We start from the raw sequence: 18,835 nt of genomic DNA, 5'->3' as shown, positions 1-18,835 counted from the left end.
GGGGCGCCTCTCATCTTCTCGGACGTGGTCACAGGTCTCGCACCCGGATGTTGCGGAACTCCATGGCGTCGGCGTCGCTGTGGTTCTGCAGACCGATGAAGCCGCTGAGGAACTGCCGCATGTCGGTCGGCGGGTCACCGGCGCGCGAGGATTGCTTGCCCGGCGAGTTCTCGAACTCGTTGATCACCACGCCGTTGCGGATGATCGTGTACTGCTGGCCGACCACCTGGATCTCGTACTCGTTCCACTCGCCCTTGGGGGTCACCCCGGCCTCGGCCAGGCTGTTCGAGTCGAAGTTGTACACCGAGCCGGTCTTCTGCGGCTCGCCGCTCGCGCCGTCGTAGAGCTGGATCTCGTGGCCGCAGTAGATGGCCACCCAGGCCTCGGCGTCGGTCAGCTGACCGCACTCCGGGCGTTCGTCCTTGGGAACTCGCGGGTCGGGGAACCGGGTGAAGACACCGCTGTTGGCGTGCCCGTCACCGGGGGCGACGTCCTTGAACTCCAGCTTCAGCGAGAAGTCCTCGAGTTCCTCCCCGGGGTACCAGAGCATGCCCAGGCCGCCCTGGGCCTTGATGGACCCGCTCGGCAGGTGGTCGAAGTTCCCGCCAGGAGCCTGCCGCCAGCCGGCGAGCGACTGGGCGGTACCGTCGTAGAGCCACCGGTAGCCGGTGCTGCCGTCGGCGCCGATGCCGGACTCCGAGGCTGCCCGGAGCAGCTTCTTGTGCTCCGTGCGGGTGATGACCTTGTCGGCAAGGAGCTGGTCGGCCACGTCGGTCACGTGGTTGACGAAGCGGCCGTTGGTGTCGTACTCCTTCTCGTCGTTGATCAGGTCGTTGATCGTGCAGCCGCCCAGGGCGTCGTTCTGGACCCGGGTGTCGGTCTCCCCGAACCAGACGGTGTCCCGGTCGTCCGGGATGGTGCAGGTGGTCTCGACCGGTACGTCCACCGTGCTCGTCTCGCCGTCGGCGTAGGTCACGGTGACCGTCGCGTCGTAGCTGCCGACCCGGTCGTAGGTGTGCCGCGGGTTGGCCTCGGTCGACGTGGAGCCGTCCCCGAAGTCCCAGGCGTAGGAGACGCCGCCCGACGTGTCCCCGGTGAAGGCGACGGTGAGCGGGTCGCTCTGCACGCTGGCTCCGGCAGCGGCCGGTACCGGCGTGGCCGGTCCGCCCGTGTAGCTGATCCGGGTGAGCTTCTGGCGGTCGGTCAGGGAGAAGAAGCCGCCGCCGTAGTCCAGCAGGTACAACGCCCCGTCCGGACCGAACTTGGCGTCCATCCACTGGTCGACGCGGTCGTCGCCGTTGCCGCCCCGGATGATCTGGCGCAGGTCCTCTGCGAAGACCGGGGGACCTGCCTCCTCGACCGTGTCCGGGTTCACCGTGACGGCGATCCGGTTGTTGGAGTTCGACTGGTCACCGATGAACCACTTGTTGTCCCAGTAGGCGGGCCAGGCGGAACCGCTGTCGGTGTCCACCTCGGAGCGCTGGTAGGTGGGACCGTTCATCACGGCCTGACCGCCACCCCGCAGGTACGGCAGGGTGTAGGTCGCCTCGGAGTCCACGTAGGACGGGATGCCGTTCTCACCCTCCGGGAAGACCGGTCCGCCACCGCTGGGCGAGTACCAGATCATGTTGTCGCGCACCGGCGGCAGGTCGACCAGGCCGGTGTTGCGCGGCGACGTGTTCTTCGGGTTGTCGCAGTCGTACCAGCCCGTCAGGACGGACGCGTCCTCGTTGCTGCGGTCACGGTAAGGCTGCCCGTTGCCCATGCAGTAGGGCCAGCCCTGGTTGCCCGCCGACGTTATGATCGTGGCGGTCTCGTACTTCGCCGGCCCGAGCTCCGGGTCGGGCAGCCCAGCGTCCGGCCCGACCCATGCCGCGGTCAGCCAGTCGTTCTTCTTGTCGTAGGCCAGGCGCGAGATGTTGCGGACGCCCATGACGTAGATCTCCGGGCGCGTCTTGTCGCCCGGGTCGTCGGCCTCGGGGAACAGGTTCCCCTCCGGGACCGTGAACGTGCCGTCCGGCTCCGGGTGGATACGCAGGATCTTGCCGTTCAGGCTGTTCGTGTTGCCGGCGGTGCGGCGCGCGTCCTGGAAAGAGATGCCCGCGTACTCCTGGGTCCAGTTGTTGCCGGAGTAGCCACCGGAACCACCGGAGGAGTTAGCGTCACCGGAACCGATGTACAGGTTGCCGTCGTTGTCGAAGTCCATGCCGCCGCCCGCGTGGCAGCAGCTGTGGATCTGGGTCTCCCAGGACAGGAGGTCCTTGCGGGTCGACTGGTCGATGGTGTTCGCCTCGGCGTCGTACGTGAAGCGCGACACCGTCCGCTCACCGACGCGCCGCTCGGTGTCGATCGACTCGTGCGGCATCCAGTACAGGTAGATCCAGCTGTTCTCGTCGAACTTCGGGTCGAGGGTGATCCCCAGCAGACCCTCCTCGTTCTTGACCAGCTCGCTGCCGCTGCCACGGTTGCCCATGACGTCCAGCGTGGTCAGCAGCTTGGTCTCCGCGGACTCCGGGTCCCAGCGGTGGACGGTGCCACAGCCGAGCCCGACGTCCGGGTCCTCCCAGGACTCGACCGGGCCGGACGGGCACGCCGCCTTGCCGATGTAGAAGACGCCACCGTCGGGGGCGACCGTCAGCCCGTGGGGCTCACCGATCTGGTCGAGCGTGCCCGCGGTGTTCTTGACCGTCAGGCGCTCGGTCTTGTAGTTGTCCGCGATCGTCGCCTGGCAGTCGCCACGTGACATGCCGGTGGACCAGAGCAGACCGCCCAGGAGGTGGCTGCGGAACTCGTCCTCGGAGTAGCTGGCGGTGGTGCCGCCCATGCCGGTGTAGAACGAGCGGCCGCCGTCGTAGTCACGGCACCACGAGATGGGGTGGAAGGCGCCGTTGGCGCTCTCACCTGCGTCGTAGTCCCACTCCTGGACCTGCGCGACGGTGTGCACGTCGCCGACCGGGTTCGGCGACCAGTTGAGCCACCGGTCGGAACGGGTCCAGTTGAGGGGGAGACCGTCGTTGGCCGGGTGCTCGCGGTCGACGACGTTGACCGTCGCCTCCTGCACCTTGACCTCCGGCTCCGGCACGTCGTCGGCCGCCGCGTCGAAGAGCTGGATCTCGGCGAGCTGGGTGAGGTCGTCGCCCGCGTTCGCCGTGATGTCGAGGCGGTAGTGCTGGTAGGCCGTCTCGTTCTCGAACCGGTAGTCCATCGGGGTGAACCGGTCGGGGAACTCCTGGTCCGTCTGCGCGTCCAGGTCGGTCCACGTCTCACCGTCGGTGGACGCCTCCAGCGTCCAGCTCCGCGGGTCGCGGCCCGCGAAGTCGTTCGCAGAGGTGAGCGCGTACCGGGAGGCCACGACAGGCTCTGCCATCTCGAGGCTGATGGTCGCCGTCGACTCGAAGGCGAGCCACTTGGTGTTCGAGTCGCCGTCGATCAGGTTCTCGGCGTCCTCGTTCGGGGGGTTCTCCGCGGTCGCGGTCACGCTCGCGACGGCCAGCGGGTCCGGCAGGTTGCCGGCCGGCCGTGTGCCGATGAGGCCCGTGAACCACTGCGAGCGGGCCTGCACGCGTGCGGCGTCGCGGATGCCGAGGAACCCGCCACCGCCCTGCATGTACGCCTTGAGCTGGGCTTCCTGCTCGGTCGACAGCTCCACGCCGTCGGCGGAGAGGAAGACCACGCCGCGGTAGTTCGCGAGGTTCTTCGCGGTGAAGGCCTTCGGGTCGCTGGCCGTGTGCACGGTGAACCCGTGCTCGGCGCCCAGCTCCCTGATGGTCCTCGTGGCTGCCGCCACGGGGTCGTTCTGCTTGTCCGGTGCGCCGTGGAACACCAGCACGTTGACGTCCGCCGCGTCCTGGGACACGTCGAGGGCCGCCGGTGCGAGGGCCGCTGGTGCTGTGTCGACGGTGCTGCGCTGGGCCTGCGCCGGGACCGTCGCCAGCCCGACGACGAGGGTGGCACCTGCGACTGCCGCGAGGGTGCTGCGTACCGTTCTGCGCGGGGCCGCTGCCCCGTGGATCCTGCGTCTTCCTATCCGTTCCATCACTGCTGCTCCTTTGCGCGTGATCAATGCGTCCGGGGCTCGTCCCCGCCCGCGACGCCGTGTCGTCGCCGACGCGGCGTGTCCGGCGGTCAGTGGCCTGCGTGGCCCGCGTCGGTCTTGGTGGCGGACTCCGTGCTGCTGCCGGCGATGTGTCCGCCGTGCTCGTGGAACCGGTCGATGGCCTCCTGTGCTCCGTCGGGCATGGATCCGTCGGCGTTGCGGACCAGGAAGACCCCGGCCATCCCGCCGTCCGAGTGGAACTGGACGTGGCAGTGGTACATCCAGGCGCCGGCGCCGACCTTCTGCCCGGCCTTGACCTGGAAACCGAAGGAGGAGCCGGGGTTGAGGTCGGCGTTGTCCACGACCTGGCTGGGGTCGTCCGGGCCGGTCAGGTAGCCGGTCCGGTTGTTCGCCCAGCGGTGGGCGTGCACGTGGAAGGTGTGGAGCTGGTCGCCGTGCCCGATCGCGAGGAACTCGACGGTCTCGCCGAGGTTGGCCTCGAACATCGGGGTGTCGGGCGCCGACTTGTTGTTGATGGTCATGTCGTTGAACACGACGGTGAAGGTGCGGTCGGGCAGGATGTCGCCCTTGCGGCGCACGATGAGCCCGCCGTAGAGGCCGGCGCGCAGCCCGGCCGTTCCGTGCTCGCCGCCCAGCGCGTGGTCGTGGTAGTGCCAGTAGCCCGCGGAGCCGGGCAGCCAGTGGCCGTCGTCCAGCTGCTGCTGCGCGTGGGTGCTCCACGTGTAGGTGCGGGTCTCGCCGGGCTCGTTGAACGAGTCGTTGAACGGGCTCCCGTCCGACTCGGTCTTGTAGTCGACGCCGTGCGGGTGGATCGACAGACGCTTGTCGGTGTTGTTCACCAGCTCGATCTGGAGGGTGTCGCCCTCCCACATCTCCAGGAGCGGACCGGGGATGCTGGCCTTGCCGGGGGTGAGGCCGTAACCGTACTGGCCCCCGGGCAGGGGCTCCGCGAAGATCGTGATGTGCCGGGTCGTGCCCAGCGGTCGGATGGCCCCGGGGCCGACGGCTGCGGCGGTGTCGGCGCCGAGCGCCAGCACCGCCGTCGGCGCGACGAGACCCGCGAGGGTGCCGGTCAGGATCGAGCGGCGCGACAGGCCGTTCTTCTGGGATCGAATTTCAGCTGTGTTCTCAGACATGCGTCTCCGTTCGACACCGTCGGGCAGGCCTGTGGCCGTCCCGGCGAGGCAGGGATCAGGAGGGACTGGGGGGCTCAGGCGCGCGAGGCCGTAGGCGGCGACGCCGCGGGTGACAGCGGTGTCACGATTGTCACGAAGGTGGACCACATCGTCGTTCCCTCCAAGGACGTCGGCTCGTGACCGTCAACGGCGGCGGACACGCCCTCATGACTCATACGGCCGTCTTGTCGGTTAGACCTTAGATGGCTCGCATGCGTGTTGTGCACCACAAGGTGGCTTTGTGAACCTATGGGGACTTCTGTCGAGTGTCAAGCAAAAGATGAAGGAACAACGTCATACTTCCTCTATCCGTCTAGGTAAAGATGCGGCGCCCCGCCCCGCGTGAGTGCGGGACGGGGCGCCGGTGCGCGAGGGGCGACGGGGCCTACGGCGGCGGCAGGAGCACCCACGCCGCGGTGCCGAGCAGGACCGCACCGGTGAGCAGCCCGGTCAGCGGGTGGGCGAGCCCCGCCGTCGTGCGATGGCCCCGCGGGCGGGTGGTCACGCGGAGCGCCCAGCCGAGCGGCCAGGCCAGCACGGCGGCGAGAAACCCTGCGGCGGCGCCGAGGTAGAGGTCGGGCACGTCGAGGGTGTTGGCGATGATCGCCACCTGGATCGCCGTCGACACGGCGACGACCGTCGGGATCAGGTGGAGCCGCGGCTTCCCGGTCGTGACACCGGCCTTGGCGTCGTCCTTTGCCGCCGCGACCGCCCTGCGGTACCTGCTCGCGATGAGCCCGGTGCACCAGCGCGTCAGGGTGCCGTGGGCGAGGAGCGCCGCCACGTAGATGCTGACCACCTGCCCGGTCACCACGGTGCCGTCGGGCCAGGCGCCGACGGCGGCCAGGATGCCCAGGACCACGACGGCGACGGACAGCGCGACGCCGAGGTACGGGACGAGCCGCGTCACGGGGCCGGAGTGCCGGACGGTCCAGGCGAACCACAGGGCGGCCAGTACGCCGACCGCCGTCGCCGCGAGGGCGTGGTCGCTCACGTGCTCCATCGTCGTCCCCCCTGCGGCACCGGATCGGACCGAACCGGACGCAAGAATAGGGTGTTTTTGCAGGTCAGGGAAGGATCCATGCATCCGGGTGGTGATGCGCCGCTGCGCGCTACGCGGACGCCGGTGCCGCCAGGTGGTCCTGGATCCTGGACCGGACCGGTGGGTCGCCCAGGATCTTGTTGTGCCCCAGGCCGGTGGTGGTGAACAGCTCGCTCGACGCCGCGTGGGCCTCGTGCAGCTGCTCCGACAGGTGATGGGGGTTCACGCGGTCCCCGGCGTCGTGCACCCAGAGTGCGGGGACCGACGCGGGGACGGTGCGCCGGAGCAGGTCGAAGCGCTCGTAGACGTCAGGGTGGTCGGGCAGGGCGTAGCGCTGGGCGCCCGCCGCGAAGCGGTCCCGTAGCGCCCATGGGATCCCCGCCGTGCGGACGAACCCGTCGGTGGTGACGCGGGCCGACGTGAGGCCCGAGATCGCGGTGAACCGCTCGGCCTCGAGCCCCTCGTGCAGGGCGATCCCCGCGGCCAGGACCCCGAGCGAGTGCCCGATCACCGCGGCCCAGGGCGCGTCCTCGGCGTCGGACAGACGGCGGATGATGGCGAGGTCGTCCAGCCCGGTGCGCCGACGCCCGCCGGAGGCGCCGTGGCCTGGTGCGTCGTAGGCAACGGCCCGGAGTCCTGCGCCCGTCAGGTCCTCGATGATCCGCCCGAACGCCGACGCACGGGAGCGCCAGCCGTGGACCAGCAGGACTGCAGGGGCACCGGGCTCGCCCCAGCTGTACGTGGCGACCGTGACGGTTCCCGCCGTGTCGGCACGCGGGTCCCGGCCGCGGTGGGCCGTTGGGCGGTGTGCGAGCGGGGCCTGGCGGGCGGCGTCGTGGACGGCCCGGTCGGCGGGCCGGACCGGTGCCGGTGCGCCGGTCCTCCAGTAGAGAGCCGAGCCGAGGGCCACGGCGGCCGGCGGTGCGGCGCGGCCGAGGACGCGGAAGGTGGCGCGGGTCGCGCGCTGTGTCAGGGGCACGGGGACCTCCGGTGAGTGCGAACAATCTGTACGATCGTTCGCACACTATCGGATGTGCGAACGGTCGTACACTCTCTTTGTGGACGACTCGACCGACCTGCGCCGCGCCCGCGGCGACCGCACCCGCCGCGCCGTGCTGGACCATGCGGTGCAGGAGGCGTCTGTGCGCGGGCTGGACGCGCTGTCCTTCGGCGCGCTGGCGGCGTCGGCGCCCGTGAACAAGAGCGCGATCGCCGGGCTGTTCGGCTCCAAGGAGAAGCTGCAGCTCGCCGCCGTGGAGCGGGCGACGGAGATCTACGCGGAGCACGTGATAGCCCCGGCGCGGTCCGCCGAGCGCGGGCTGGCACGCCTGTGGGCGCTGGTGCTGGCCTGGATCGAGTACTCCCGTTCGCGCGTGTTCCGCGGCGGATGCTTCTTCCGCACCGTCGAGGTGGAGTTCGACATGCGCGAGGGTGCCGTGCGGGATGCCGTCGTGGTGGCGCAGCGGTCCTGGGAGTCCTACGTCGAGCGCCACGTGCGGACGGCGGTCGACGCCGGTGAGCTGGCCCCGGGCACCGACCCCGACCAGGTGGAGTTCGAGATCAACGCGCTCCTGAACGCCGCGAACGACCGCTCTCTCCTGTTCGCCGACGACCGCGTGTACGGGCGTGCCGAGCAGGCGGTGCGGGCCCTCCTGGCGGCGCACGGTGCGGACCCGGCCGTATTGCGGTGAGCCGGCGAACGTCGAGAGAGTTCGAATGTTTCAGACCTGTATAGATCTGGTTTCAGACCGTATACACCTGATCGTTACTCTCTGTTCATGGTGAAGTGGTCATGGTGATGTGGCACGAGGTTCCCGACGGCGCGTCCGAGCCGCCGGCGTCCGTTGCGCTCGCCACGACCCGCTGGGGCGCCGGGCCCGGCCGGGCCCTGCTGCTGCACGGCATCGGGTCGGCGGGCGCGACCTGGTGGCGGCTCGCGGAGGCCCTCGCCGAGGACGGCTACGAGGTGGTCGCCCCCGACCTGCGCGGCCACGGCACGAGCCCGCGCGCCGACTCCTACCTGCTCGCCGACCACGTCGCCGACGTGCGCGCCCTCGGCACCGGCTGGGACGTCGTGGTGGGACACAGCCTCGGTGGCCTGCTCGGTGCGCTGGCCACGGACGCCGACCGCCGGTTCACGCGCCGCCTCGTGCTGCTCGACCCGGCGCTCGACATCCCGGACGACCGCTTCGAGACGGGTGCGGTCGAAGAGATCGCCGAGGCCACCCACCCGCCGTCGGCCCAGGCGGTGCGGGCGGCGCACGTGGCATGGGACCGCCGCGACGTCGCGGCGGTCGCGGCGGCCGCGAAGGCCGCCGACGCCGGAGCGGTGGCCCACACCCTGCGGGACAACGCGCCGTGGCGGCACACCGACGTCATCACCCGGCTCGTGGTGCCGACGCTCGTGCTGGGGGCCGACCCCGCCCACGGTGCGCTGTTCCGGCCCCGCACGGGTGTCGAGCTCATGATCCGCAACCCGAGCGTGCGGGTCCGCGTCGTCGTGGGCGCTGGCCACGCGGTGCACCGCGACCGGCCCTCGGCGGTGGCGACCGCCGTCCGGTCGTTCCTCTGGTGAGACCTCCGGACGGGCGCTTCCACCGGCAAGCGGTTGTCTTCTCGCGAGGAGAGCCTTAACGTGCCTGTCATGGACCCGACGCAGGGCCCGCCGCGACCTACCAGCCCGACGATCTACGACGTCGCCAAGGCGTGCGGCGTGGCGCCGTCGACGGTATCGCGGGCCTTCTCCCGACCCGGCAGGGTGAACGCCGAGACGGCCGAGCGGATCCGCAAGGTGGCCGCCGAGCTGGGGTATCGCACCAACCCGTTGGCCAGAGGCCTGCCGACGGGCAAGACGTCGCTCCTCGCCCTGATCGTCGCCGACGTGACCAACCCCTTCTTCTTCCAGATCATCCGCGGTGCGGAACAGGTGGCCCGCAAGGCCGGGTACACGATGCTCGTCGCCGACGTCGAGGAGTCGATGGAGACGGAGCGGGAGGCGCTCGACCGGGTCATCCCGCTGGTGGAGGGCATCGTCCTGGCGACGTCGCGGCTCTCGGACTCGTCCATCCGCGTCGCCGCCAAGCAGCGGCCCACCGTGGTCCTCAACCGAGTCATGACCGACATCCCCAGCGTCGTCACCGACAACGCCCGCGGGATGCGCCGAGCGGTCGAGCACCTGGTCGAGCTGGGGCACACGACGATCATGTACGTCGCGGGACCGGAGGCCTCGTGGGTCGACGGGATGCGGTGGCGATCGCTGCGGGAGGCGACCTACGAGCTCGAGCTGCGTCCGCGCCGGATCGGGCCGTTCCCGCCGACGGTCGACGGCGGTCTCGCGGCTGCCCGCGCGTTCGGCGACAGCCCGACGAGCGCGGTCATCGTCTACAACGACCTCATGGCGATCGGGATGATGCGTGGCCTGACCGAGATGGGCACCCGCATCCCCGAGGACGTCAGCGTGGTCGGCTTCGACAACATCTTCGGTTCCGACTTCTGCACGCCGCCCCTGACGACGGTCGCGGCCCCGCTGCACAACCTCGGCGCCTTCGCGATCAAGACGTTGCTCGGCCGGCTGGGTACCGACACGCCACGAACCCTGCGTCCCGCGCTGCTCCCGTCCCAGCTCATCGTGCGAGGTTCCACCGCACGCAGGCACTAGCCCCGTCCGATCAGGCGCGGTCGATCCGCCCTGCCTCGCTCAGGACGGCGGCGACCAGGCCGGCGTCCTCGGCCAGCTCGGGGTCGAGCTCGCCGAGGACGCGAGGAACCGCCTCGTCGAGGCCGCCGGCAGCGAGCCCGACCAGCTCCGCCGCCCGCACGTCCGTCACGGAGGCGCCGGCCCGGAGGTGGAGGATCCAGGCGGCCAGGACGCGGGCCCCACCCTGCGCGAGCCGGCCGGCGGCCCGCTCGGCGCGGACCGTCGGGACGATGCGCACAGGGAGCTTCTGCGAGCCGTCGGCGGCGATCTGGTCCAGGCGGTGGCGGATGGCCGGGTTCCTGAAGCGGGCGAGCAGCGCCGTGCGATAGGCCGCGATGCCGTCCGCAGGGGCGGCCAGGTGGGCCGAGGCCTCGTCCCACCACTGCTCGACCCAGGCCAGGCAGACCTGGTCGCCCACGGCGTCCGCGACCGTGGTGTGCCCGCGCAGGAGCCCGCCGTAGGCGAGGAGGGAGTGTGCGCCGTTGAGCAGGCCCAGCTTGCGCGCCTCGAACGGCCGGACGTCGTCGGTGAACGTCGCCCCTGCCGCCTCCCAGCGCGGCCTGCCCGCGCGGAAGCTGCCGCTGAGCACCCACTCGCTGAACGGCTCGGTCACGACGGGGGACGAGTCCAGCACGCCCGTCGCGATGGCGACGGACGTGACGTCGCCGTCGGTCGGCTCCGGGGTGATGCGGTCGACCATCGTCGTGACGTAGGAGACGTTGTCGTCGATCCAGCCGGCGAGGGCCGGGTCGACGAGTCGCGCGGCCTCACGGACGACACGAGCGGTGGCGGCGCCGTTGTCGGGCAGGTTGTCGCACGGGACGACGGTGAGCGGCCCCGCCCCACCGGCCCGCCGGGCGGCCAGCCCCGCCACCAGCCGGAACGGGACGGTGCTGACGAGGGCCGACGGGTCCGCGAGCAGGGCGGCCAGGTCGGCGGCCACCCGGTCGGTGCCGGCGAGACCGCCGTCCGGCCCGCGGGAGTACCCCGCCTCCGTGACGGTCAGCGAGACCAGGACGACCTGCGGGTCGGCGAGGTACCGCAGCCAGGCGCCGTGGTCCCGCGCCGGGTGCGTCGCGGCGACCGACGTGATGACCTCGAAGTGGTCGCCGTCCGCGCCCCGCGTGTCGAGCGTGAAGAGCCCGTCCTGCTCGTGGAGCGCGTCGGCAAGGTGCGGGCTCCGCCCGGTGAACGCGGCGATCCCCCACTGGTCACCGTCCGGCGCGCGGTGGGTGTACCAGGCCTGGTGGGCCCGGAAGAAGTTGCCCAGGCCCACGTGGACGTGGCGTACCGGGGGAGCCGGCCGCGTGCGCCGCAGCGGCACGGGGGCGGCGTCGAGCGCGGTCACAGGCCGAAGACTTCCGACGGCTGCGTGGTCACCAGGTCGACGGCGGCGTCGAGGGCCTCGTCCTCGTCGAGGCGGCGTTCGGCGACGAGCCGGGCCAGGTATCCGCTGTCCAGCCTGCGCGCCATGTCGTGGCGGGCCGGGATGGAGCAGAAGGCCCGCGTGTCGTCGATGAACCCCGACGTCCTGGTGAAGCCCGCGGACTCCGTGACGGCGGACCGCCAGCGGCGCACCGCCTCCGGTGCGTCGAGGAACCACCACGGCGCGCCGACGTAGACCGAGGGGTAGAAGCCGGCGAGGGGCGCGAGCTCGCGGGAGAAGACCGTCTCGTCGAGGGTGAAGAGCACCAGCTTGAGGTTCGGGTGCGTCCCGAAGCGTTCCAGCAGGGGCCGCAGGGGGTCGGTGAAGTCGCCACGCAGCGGGATGTCGTGGCCGGTGTCCGGCCCGAAGGTGCGCAGGGTCGGCGTGTGGTGACCGCGGCGGACACCCGGGTGCAACGTCATCGTGAGCCCGTCCTCCGTGGCCATCCGCGCCATCTCGAGCAGCATGTGCCTGCGCAGCGCGACGGCGTCTCGCGGCGCGGCGCGGCCCGCTACGGCCTCGCGGTAGATGCGCTCGGCATCGGCCGGCTCGAGCGGGTCCGTCCGGACGTCCTCGTGGCTGTGGTCGCTGGAGACCGCTCCGTGCGCCCTGAAGTGAGCCCTGCGGGACTCCATCGCCTCGACCCAGCCCGCGAACCCCGTCGTGTCGGTCCCCGCGACGGAACCGAGGCGGGCCACGTCCTCCTGCCAGGTGGGCGAGCCGACCTCCAGGTAGCGGTCCGGACGGAAGGTCGGGACGACACGGCCCGACCACGTCGGGTCGTCGGCCAGCGCCCGGTGGACCGTCAGGTCGTCCGTCGGGTCGTCGGTCGTGGCAAGGACCTGGATCCGGAACTGCTCGAAGAGCGCGCGGGGCCGGAACTCCGCCCGGGTCAGCCGGTCGGCGATCTGGTCGTAGATCTGGTCGGCGGTGGCGGCGGAGGGCCGGACCGTGATGCCGAAGATCTCGGCCAGCTCGGACTCCAGCCAGTAGCGGACCGGCGTCCCGCGAAAGACGTGCCAGTGCGAGCACAGCAGCCGCCACGCCTCGCGGGCCGCCGACGGGTCGAGCCGGCCCTGCCCGACCCCGAGCTCCGCGAGCTGGACCCCCGACGCGTGCAGCAGGCGCGTCACGTAGTGGTCGGGCGTCACGAACAGGGCGGCCGGGTCGCTGAACGGCGTGTCGTGCAGGAGCACGGCGGGATCGACGTGCCCGTGCGGGGAGATGATCGGCAGCTCGCGCACCGCCGCGTACAGCCGGCGGGCGATCTCGAGCACACCGGGGTCCGCGGGCAGCAGCCGGTCGGCATGCAGGACAAGAGGGGCGGCAGGTCGGCTCATGCCGGCGAGTCTGTTCGGGGCCGGACCTGTCGACAACCGTTTGCCATCAGTTGTCGCGCTTTGCCAGGAGAGGTCGCCAGGAGAGCCGGTCGCCCCTGCGGCGAGAGTTAAGGTCGGGCAGTGAGCTCCTCCGCATCCGCACGCAAGCAGCTGGTCGCGCTCGCCGAGCAAGGTTTCGAAGGGCCCTGGCGGCACGCACGCGGTGACTTCTCCGGTGACGCGCGCCCGGCGTCGGTCCTCGTGCTGTTCGGCGTCCTGGACGGCCTCGCGGCCGACCGGGAGGACCACGACCTCGCGGTGCCCGCCGACCTCGACGTCCTGCTCCTCGCGCGCGCGAGCACGCTGCGCAGCCATGCCGGCCAGGTCGCGTTCCCCGGCGGGCGCGCCGACGACGGCGAGGACGCCGTCACGGCAGCCCTGCGCGAAGCCGTCGAGGAGACCGGGCTCGACCCGTCCGGCATCGAGGTGCTCGGTGCGTTCGACGCGCTGCCCATGCCGGTCAGCAACCACGTCGTCACGCCGGTCCTCGGCTGGTGGGCCCGCCCCACCCCCGTACGTGTGGTCGACGTCGCCGAGTCCGCACACGTCTTCCGCGCCCCCGTGGCCGACCTGCTCGACCCCGCCAACCGCTTCACCGTCGTCGCGCGCCGCGGCAACCAGACATGGCGCGGCCCGGGATTCCACGTGCACGACGGCGCCGTCACCCACCTCGTGTGGGGGTTCACCGCAGGGGTGCTGGACGCGATGTTCGACCAGCTCGGCTGGACCGAGGACTGGGACAGCACCAAGGAGCTGGGGCTCTCGTGACGTCCACCGGCCCGACGATGCCCGACGACCCGAACCTGTCCGACGCCCCCAGGAGGACCCGATGACCGAGGTGACCCGCGCCGCCATCCGCGCCGCCGAGACCCTGATCCGCCCGCACGTGCGGCACACCCCCGTGCTGGAGGTCGACCTGGCCGACTTCGGCCGGCCCGCGCACCCCGTGGCGCTCAAGCTCGAGCACCTGCAGCACTCCGGCTCCTTCAAGGCGCGCGGCGCGTTCACGAGCCTCCTGACCCGCGAGGTGCCCGACGCGGGCGTGGTCGCCGCCTCGGGCGGCAACCACGGGGCCGCTGTCGCCTACGCAGCGGCCCGGCTCGGCGTCCCGGCGACCATCTTCGTGCCGAGCGTGACCTCGTCGGCCAAGGCCGACCGCATCCGTGGCTACGGCGCAAAGCTCGTCGTGGGCGGCGACCGGTACGCCGACGCCCTCGCAGCGAGCGAGGAGTTCGTCGCAGGAACCGGCGCGCTGACCGTCCACGCCTACGACCAGCCCGAGACCCTGATCGGGCAGGGCACGCTCGGGCTGGAGATCGGCCAGGACCTGCCCGGCCTCGACACGCTCCTCGTCGCCGTGGGCGGCGGCGGGCTGATCGGCGGCATCGCCGCCTGGTTCCGCGGCGACGTCAAGGTCGTCGCCGTCGAGCCGGAGGGCGCGCCGACGCTGCACCGGGCGCTCGCAGCCGGAGAGCCGGTGGACGCGCCGACCGAGGGCATCGCCGCAGACTCGCTCGCCCCCCGGCAGGTAGGGCGGCACATGTTCCCGATCGCCCAGCAGTTCGTCGCCGAGTCGGTCCTGGTCACGGACGATGCCATCGCGTCGGCGCAGCGCTCCCTCTGGGACACGGCCAGGGTGGTGACCGAGCCGGGCGGCGCTGCGGCCCTCTCCGCGCTCCTGTCCGGCGCCTACGTGCCGCGGCCGGGGGAGCGCGTGGCCGTGCTGGTGTGCGGGGCGAACACGACGGCCGTGCGGTTCTGACCGCACCCTCGTGGCTCAGGCGCCGACAGCGACCGGGGCCTCCTCGTCCTCGTCCTGGCCGTCCTCGTGGTCGGGCCCGGCGACCAGGAGGTCGATGTGCACACCGAGGAGCGTCCCGTCGGCGGCGTGGGTGCTGACCACCGGGTAGAAGCCGTCGCCCCAGCCGGAGTGGCTGAGCACGACGTTCTCGCCGGCGGTGGCCAGCGGCAGGGTGACGTTGGCGCAGCCGTTCCGGTAGTGGTCCGGGTCGTCCTGGAGCGCGAACCAGGACTGCTCGGTGCCGTTGTCGAAGATGTCCTCGTACCAGTCGCCGTCCCGTGGCGGCATGCAGGTGATGACCGCCCCGGCGTCCGCGAGGGCGACCGTCCCCGCGTCGACGCCGACGCCGTAGAACTCGTCGGCGGTCGGCGGCTCGGCACCGTCCGGCGAGACGAGCCGCACGTCGGCGACGGGGGCGGCGTCGGAGACCACCAGGGACAGGTACGCCTCCCGCGGGTGGCTGCCGTCCCGGGCGTCCGAGACGTCGGCGACGGTGACCCGCACCGGGTAGGAGCCAGGCGGCACGGTGGCCACGAGGCCGTCGCCGAGGGTCACGTACGGGTCGGACGCCTCGACCCGGCCCGACGGCACGTGAAGGACGCCGAGGTCGTGCACCGTCTGGGGGTACGGCGTGCCGTCGGGCGTGCCGGAGCACAGGGCGAAGAGGGGCCTGAAGTAGGACATGCGAGGAACCTACCGACGCTCACCGACACTCAGCCGAAGAGCTGCTCGATCGCGTGCTCCCCTACCCCGACCATGATCGGGTGCGTGTCCGGGTAGGAGAAGCAGATGGTCGTGTACAGCAGGGCCCAGCCCCGCGCCCTGCGCCACATCCCGGCGTCACAGCCACGCCCGTCCCGCGCGTGCGTGTCGACCACGCGGCGAAAGCGGTCCCGGCCCTCCGCGTCGAAGACGAGCCACATCGCGCCGAGGTCCGACGCCGGGTCGCCGCTGGTCACGTCCCCGAAGTCGATCACGGCGGAGAGCCGGCCGCCGTCGGCCACCAGGTTGGCGGGGTGCGGGTCACCGTGCAGCCACACGGGGACGCCGTCGTACCCAGGGGCGTCCGCCGCGTCGGCCCACAGGTCGCGGGCGCGCACGTGCAACCGCTCCGGGAGCAGGTCGAGACGGTCGTCGAAGGTCGCCGACCGCTCCGCGACGGGGATCCCGCGGAACCTGTTCCCCGGGGCGTCCTCGGGAGCCGGCTGGTGCAGCGCCACGAACACCCGCGCCAGGTGCTCGGCCCACGGGGTGCGCTCCGCCGCGGGGACCGTGGCCGCAGGGACGCCGTCGGCCCACCGTACGACGCCCCACGGCCAGGGGTAGCCGAGCGCCGCGCTGGGCGCGCCGGTACGCACGGGGGCGGGCACGGCGACCGGCAGCCGCGGGGCGAGCAGCGGGAGCACGCGGTGCTCGTTGCGCATGAGCTGCGCCCCGAGCTCACGCCGGGGGAGACGCAGCGCGAGGTCGTCACCCAGCCGGACCATCACGTTGTCCCAGCCGTTCGCCACCAGCTCGAGCGGCCGGTCGGCGAGATCGGGATGCTGCTCCTCCAGGAGAGCTCGGGTGAGGTCGACGGTGACGTCGAGGTCGGCGGCGACCACGGCGGCCTCCTTTGTCCTGTACGGGTGTCCGGTGTGGATGTTCGGTGCCGGGCGGGCGGTCAACGGTACCGGTGTGCCCATACTGGAGCATGGCCACCACCTGGACCGACGGCGACCCCGTCGCCTACCTCGACGCCGTGACGCCCGCCGGCCGGCGGCGCGACGCGCGGACGCTGTGCGACCTCATGGAGCGGGTCACGGGCGAGGCGCCGCGCATGTTCGGCACGTCGATGATCGGCTTCGGCGAGTACCGGTACGTGTACGCGAGCGGCCACTCCGGGCACGCCCCTGCGGCGGCGTTCGCGCCACGGAAGGCAGCGAGCACGGTGTACCTCGCGGACGGCGTGGGCGCGCACGAGGACCTGCTGGCGCGGCTCGGCCCGCACACCACCGGCGTCGGCTGCCTGTACCTGAAAGACCTCGAGCAGGTCGATCTCACCATGCTCGAAGAGCTGGTACGCCGCTCGTTCGCCACGGTCACCGCAGGCACGTTCGGGCAGCGCGCCGCGGAGTCCTGAACGCGGCCGCGTTGACGTCAGGCCCGACCACGAGGAGACCCGGTGCAGCGACGCGAGATCGAGCAGTCCGCCGAGCAGGAGTACGTCGACGCCCTGTATGCCAGGCTCGACGGCGAGCTGGCGCGGGTCCGCGCGGACCTGGACTCCGCTGCACGCACCTCGTCGGGCGACCCGGAGGAGGCGTTCACGCGCGAGGTGCGCGTCGGCATGCTCACCCGCCGGGCGCGCACCCTCGAGGCTGCCGAGCACCACCTCTGCTTCGGCCGGATCGACCACGTCGACGGCCCCTCGCTGCGCATCGGCCGCACCGGCCTGAGCGACGGCGACGACCAGCTGCTCGTCGACTGGCGCGCGGACGCCGCCCGCCCGTTCTACGCCGCCACCGCAGCCCATCCGATGGGGCTGCACCGGCGCAGGCACCTCGGCCTGGACGGGCGCAAGGTCGCACGGGTCAGCGACGAGATCCTGGACGGTGCGGAGCCGGGTCCCGAGGACGTCATCGGCGACGGGCCCCTCCTCGCGGCGATCAGCGCGCGGCGCACCGGCCGCATGCGCGACGTCGTCTCCACGCTGCAGTCCGAGCAGGACGCGATCATCCGCTCCGCGCACCGCGGCGTCACCGTGGTGGAGGGCGGGCCGGGCACCGGCAAGACGGTGGTCGCCCTGCACCGCGCCGCGTACGTCCTCGCCGGGTTCTCCGAGGCCCGGGCCGACGGCGTGCTGGTGCTCGGCCCGGGCTCGCGCTTCCTCGACTACATCGCGGAGGTCCTGCCGTCCCTCGGCGAGAACGACGTGGTGATGAGCACCGTCGACCGGCTCGTCGCCGACGCCCTCGGCCTGGACACGCCACCCGGCGCCGGACACGAGCTGCGCCGCGCCGCCGGCGACGTCCGGCTGGCCGACCAGCTCGCCGAGGCCGTGCGGCGCTACCAGGCGCCGTCCGGCACCCTCGTCGTGGTCGTCGACGGCGACGCGGTCACCCTCGACGAGCACGCCCTCGCAGAGGCCCGCGACACGGCCGCGAGCAGCAGCCTGCCGCACAACCAGGCCAGGGCGCTGTTCAAGGACCTGGTCGTGGACTTCGTGGCCGACGAGGTCCAGGCCCGCGCCCGCGTGCTGCTCGCGAGGCTCGACGAGGACATCGAGGTGCTCACCGGCGGCGTGGACGTCGACAGGGCCGCGGCGAAGGACCTGGAGAGGCTGGGCTTCGGCCCCGACGCGGGCGGCGCCTTCGGGCATGCCGCCGCCGTGGCGGAGCTGGACCCCGGCGCGCTGCGGGCCGAGCTCGTCGACGACCTCGCGCTGGAACAGGCCGTCGAGTCCGCCTGGCCGCGGCTCACCGCTGGCGACGTCGTGCTGGACGTGCTCGACGAGCACACGGCGCTCGCCGTGGAGGCCGACGGCGCGTGGACGTCCGCGCACCTGCCGCTCCTCGACGAGGCCGAGCACCTGCTGAACGGCCCGCCGGCCACGATCTACGGACACGTGGTCGTGGACGAGGCCCAGGAGCTGACGCCGATGCAGTGGCGTGCGGTGCTGCGGCGCTGCCCCGGCCGCTCGATGACCGTGGTCGGGGACCTGGCCCAGGCAGGGCCGGCGACCGGCGCCGGGTCCTGGGCCGATGCGCTGGGCAGCGACCTGGCGAAGCGCGCTGACGTGCGCACCCTGACCGTCTGCTACCGGACGACGGCGGAGGTGCTCGAGGCGGCGGCCCCGCTGCGCGAGCTGATCGCGCCCGGCCAGGAGCCCGCCGTGGCGGTACGGCACGGTGCCCCGCCCCGTCGCGTCGCGGCGACCGGAGACCTGGTCCGGGCCGTCGTCGAGGAGGCGGCGGCGCAGGCAGCCGCCGAACCGGACGAGCTGGTCGCCGTCCTCGCGGCCGACGCGGCGGTCCCGGGGCTCGCCGAGGCGCTGGCGGGCACCGACGTCCGGGTCGTGCCGGTCTCCCAGGTGCGCGGCCTGGAGTTCGACGCCGTCGTGGTCGCCGATCCCGACGGGATCACCTCCGCCCGGCCCGGCGGTGAGCGCGACCTCTACGTCGCGCTGACCCGCCCGACCCAGCGCCTGGTGATCGTCGGCTGAGCCGGAGGTGAAGCGAAGGGTGAGGGGCGCAGCGAAGCAAGGCACTCGCCCGTA

At 72.3% G+C, this 18,835-nt stretch carries 15 protein-coding genes; 7 read left to right on the top strand and 8 right to left on the bottom strand.

From position 1 onward, the window contains the following. Nucleotides 1–28: 28 nt before the first annotated feature. The 4 genes from ACFS27_RS00695 to ACFS27_RS00680 all read right to left on the bottom strand — a co-directional run bounded on the left by ACFS27_RS00695 (nucleotide 29) and on the right by ACFS27_RS00680 (nucleotide 7,253). Nucleotides 29–4,036, bottom strand: coding sequence for a ThuA domain-containing protein (locus ACFS27_RS00695; RefSeq protein ID WP_377179324.1), 4,008 nt, complete (start codon nucleotides 4,034–4,036; stop codon nucleotides 29–31). A gap of 89 nt (nucleotides 4,037–4,125) precedes the next feature. Further along, nucleotides 4,126–5,193 carry a multicopper oxidase domain-containing protein gene (locus tag ACFS27_RS00690; RefSeq protein WP_377179322.1) on the bottom strand — a complete coding sequence of 356 codons (1,068 nt, stop codon included), beginning with the start codon at nucleotides 5,191–5,193 and terminating at the stop codon, nucleotides 4,126–4,128. A gap of 424 nt (nucleotides 5,194–5,617) precedes the next feature. Further along, complete coding sequence (locus tag ACFS27_RS00685; protein WP_377179320.1) at nucleotides 5,618–6,226, bottom strand: hypothetical protein; 609 nt, start codon at nucleotides 6,224–6,226, stop codon at nucleotides 5,618–5,620. Between the two features lie 118 nt (nucleotides 6,227–6,344). Next, complete coding sequence (locus tag ACFS27_RS00680) at nucleotides 6,345–7,253, bottom strand: alpha/beta hydrolase (RefSeq protein ID WP_377179318.1); 909 nt, start codon at nucleotides 7,251–7,253, stop codon at nucleotides 6,345–6,347. 79 nt (nucleotides 7,254–7,332) lie between these two features. On the opposite strand from ACFS27_RS00680, the gene ACFS27_RS00675 reads away from it, so the two are divergent. From ACFS27_RS00675 to ACFS27_RS00665, 3 genes are all read left to right on the top strand, one after another. After that, nucleotides 7,333–7,965, top strand: coding sequence for a TetR/AcrR family transcriptional regulator (locus ACFS27_RS00675; RefSeq protein ID WP_377179316.1), 633 nt, complete (start codon nucleotides 7,333–7,335; stop codon nucleotides 7,963–7,965). A 101-nt stretch (nucleotides 7,966–8,066) separates the two neighbouring features. Next, the gene (locus ACFS27_RS00670; protein ID WP_377179314.1) at nucleotides 8,067–8,849 is read left to right on the top strand and encodes an alpha/beta fold hydrolase; all 783 of its coding nucleotides are present in this window, start codon (nucleotides 8,067–8,069) and stop codon (nucleotides 8,847–8,849) included. 69 nt (nucleotides 8,850–8,918) lie between these two features. Continuing rightward, complete coding sequence (locus ACFS27_RS00665) at nucleotides 8,919–9,932, top strand: LacI family DNA-binding transcriptional regulator (protein ID WP_377179312.1); 1,014 nt, start codon at nucleotides 8,919–8,921, stop codon at nucleotides 9,930–9,932. Nucleotides 9,933–9,942: 10 nt separating this feature from the next. Here the strand turns inward: ACFS27_RS00665 and ACFS27_RS00660 are convergent, their stop codons facing one another. Together ACFS27_RS00660 and uxaC are read right to left on the bottom strand one after the other, a co-directional pair. Next, nucleotides 9,943–11,319 carry a mannitol dehydrogenase family protein gene (locus tag ACFS27_RS00660; RefSeq protein ID WP_377179310.1) on the bottom strand — a complete coding sequence of 459 codons (1,377 nt, stop codon included), beginning with the start codon at nucleotides 11,317–11,319 and terminating at the stop codon, nucleotides 9,943–9,945. Then, on the bottom strand, nucleotides 11,316–12,737 hold the full coding sequence (gene uxaC, locus ACFS27_RS00655; protein ID WP_377179308.1) for a glucuronate isomerase: 1,422 nt from the start codon (nucleotides 12,735–12,737) through the stop codon (nucleotides 11,316–11,318). The genes ACFS27_RS00660 and uxaC overlap by 4 nt, the downstream gene beginning before the upstream one ends. 120 nt (nucleotides 12,738–12,857) lie before the next feature. Here uxaC and ACFS27_RS00650 point away from each other — a divergent pair, with 120 nt between their 5' ends. Then, complete coding sequence (locus ACFS27_RS00650) at nucleotides 12,858–13,544, top strand: NUDIX hydrolase (protein ID WP_377179306.1); 687 nt, start codon at nucleotides 12,858–12,860, stop codon at nucleotides 13,542–13,544. A gap of 61 nt (nucleotides 13,545–13,605) precedes the next feature. Continuing rightward, complete coding sequence (locus tag ACFS27_RS00645) at nucleotides 13,606–14,538, top strand: threonine/serine dehydratase (RefSeq protein WP_377179304.1); 933 nt, start codon at nucleotides 13,606–13,608, stop codon at nucleotides 14,536–14,538. 15 nt (nucleotides 14,539–14,553) lie between these two features. Here ACFS27_RS00645 and ACFS27_RS00640 read toward each other — a convergent pair whose 3' ends face one another. Together ACFS27_RS00640 and ACFS27_RS00635 are read right to left on the bottom strand one after the other, a co-directional pair. Then, nucleotides 14,554–15,261 carry a DUF4241 domain-containing protein gene (locus ACFS27_RS00640; protein ID WP_377179302.1) on the bottom strand — a complete coding sequence of 236 codons (708 nt, stop codon included), beginning with the start codon at nucleotides 15,259–15,261 and terminating at the stop codon, nucleotides 14,554–14,556. Nucleotides 15,262–15,290: 29 nt separating this feature from the next. Further along, nucleotides 15,291–16,181 carry an aminoglycoside phosphotransferase family protein gene (locus ACFS27_RS00635; RefSeq protein ID WP_377179300.1) on the bottom strand — a complete coding sequence of 297 codons (891 nt, stop codon included), beginning with the start codon at nucleotides 16,179–16,181 and terminating at the stop codon, nucleotides 15,291–15,293. A gap of 89 nt (nucleotides 16,182–16,270) precedes the next feature. Between ACFS27_RS00635 and ACFS27_RS00630 the strand changes: the two genes are divergently transcribed. Beyond that, a complete protein-coding gene (locus tag ACFS27_RS00630) occupies nucleotides 16,271–16,699 on the top strand; it encodes a DUF1801 domain-containing protein (protein WP_377179298.1) in 429 nt (142 codons plus the stop codon). 42 nt (nucleotides 16,700–16,741) lie between these two features. After that, a complete protein-coding gene (locus ACFS27_RS00625) occupies nucleotides 16,742–18,781 on the top strand; it encodes a HelD family protein (RefSeq protein WP_377179296.1) in 2,040 nt (679 codons plus the stop codon). The last annotated feature ends 54 nt before the right edge of the window (nucleotides 18,782–18,835 follow it).

Origin of the sequence: Promicromonospora vindobonensis (assembly GCF_042685865.1) — a bacterium.
Lineage (GTDB): Bacteria > Actinomycetota > Actinomycetes > Actinomycetales > Cellulomonadaceae > Promicromonospora > Promicromonospora vindobonensis.
Note: the sequence above shows the minus strand (reverse complement) of the source record. Positions and strands in the feature narration are given on the sequence as shown.

Coding starts and splice junctions, on each gene's coding strand:
- ACFS27_RS00645 (WP_377179304.1), top strand. CDS start 13,606: ATGACCGAGGTGACCCGCGCCGCCATCCGCGCCGCCGAGACCCTGATC.
- ACFS27_RS00640 (WP_377179302.1), bottom strand. CDS start 15,261: ATGTCCTACTTCAGGCCCCTCTTCGCCCTGTGCTCCGGCACGCCCGAC.
- uxaC (WP_377179308.1), bottom strand. CDS start 12,737: ATGAGCCGACCTGCCGCCCCTCTTGTCCTGCATGCCGACCGGCTGCTG.
- ACFS27_RS00665 (WP_377179312.1), top strand. CDS start 8,919: ATGGACCCGACGCAGGGCCCGCCGCGACCTACCAGCCCGACGATCTAC.
- ACFS27_RS00695 (WP_377179324.1), bottom strand. CDS start 4,036: ATGGAACGGATAGGAAGACGCAGGATCCACGGGGCAGCGGCCCCGCGC.
- ACFS27_RS00670 (WP_377179314.1), top strand. CDS start 8,067: ATGGTGATGTGGCACGAGGTTCCCGACGGCGCGTCCGAGCCGCCGGCG.
- ACFS27_RS00690 (WP_377179322.1), bottom strand. CDS start 5,193: ATGTCTGAGAACACAGCTGAAATTCGATCCCAGAAGAACGGCCTGTCG.
- ACFS27_RS00630 (WP_377179298.1), top strand. CDS start 16,271: ATGGCCACCACCTGGACCGACGGCGACCCCGTCGCCTACCTCGACGCC.